This is a genomic window from Lentzea roselyniae (assembly GCF_039537795.1).
Classification (GTDB): domain Bacteria; phylum Actinomycetota; class Actinomycetes; order Mycobacteriales; family Pseudonocardiaceae; genus Lentzea; species Lentzea atacamensis.
The window spans coordinates 1-800 of record NZ_BAABBE010000135.1 but is presented as its reverse complement, the minus strand read 5'-3'; the positions used below and the strand labels follow the sequence as shown (position 1 = coordinate 800).

The window sequence follows — 800 nt, the reverse complement described above, 5'->3', positions numbered from 1 at the left end:
TCGTGTCCGACGACCTGTGGGAACGAATCGAGCCGTTGTTGCCCCGGTGGGAGTACGCGCTGCCCAAGCTGGGCCGCAAGCGCATCCCGGACCGGCAGGTCCTGCAAGGCATCCTGTTCGTGCTGCACACCGGGATCCAGTGGGAGTTCCTGCCCCAGGAGCTGGGATTCGGGTCCGGGATGACCTGCTGGCGGCGCCTGGCCGAGTGGAACGAGGCCGGGGTGTGGCAGCGGTTGCACGAGGCGTTGCTGGCCGAGCTGAACGCGGCGGGCAAGCTGGACTGGTCGCGGGCGGTGATCGACAGCTCGCACGTGCGGGCGGCACGACGCGGCCCAAAAGCGGGTCCAGCCCGGTCGACCGTGCCAGGCCGGGCTCCAAGCACCACGTGATCACCGAGGGCGGCGGCATCCCGACGGCGTTCAAACTGACCGGCGGCAACGTCAACGACGTCACCCAGCTCCTCCCGCTGGTCGAGGCGATCCCGCCGGTACGGGGCAAGCGTGGGCATCCACGCCACCGGCCCGACGCGTTGTACGCCGATCGTGCCTACGACTCCGACAAGCACCGCAAGGAACTGCGCGCCAAGGGAGTTGATCCACAGATCGCGCAGCGGGGAACCGATCACGGCTCCGGGCTCGGCACAGTCAGGTGGGTCGTGGAGCGCACGATCGCCTGGTACCACGGCATGAAGCGGCTGCGTATTCGCTGGGAGCGCCGCGATGACATCCACGAAGCGTTCCTCGGCTTGGCAACCTGCATCATCTGCTACAGGCACATCAAGATCCTTTGATAGGAACTCT

At 67.2% G+C, this 800-nt stretch carries 1 protein-coding gene; it reads left to right on the top strand.

The window, feature by feature from the left end; translation table 11 throughout:
* Positions 1 to 2: 2 nt before the first annotated feature.
* Positions 3 to 790 (top strand): IS5 family transposase gene (locus tag ABFX45_RS46210; RefSeq protein WP_346137432.1). Its coding sequence is split into 2 segments (ribosomal slippage): positions 3 to 348 and positions 348 to 790, totalling 789 coding nucleotides; the frame shifts between segments, so codons are not numbered across the junction.
* Positions 791 to 800 lie beyond the last annotated feature (10 nt).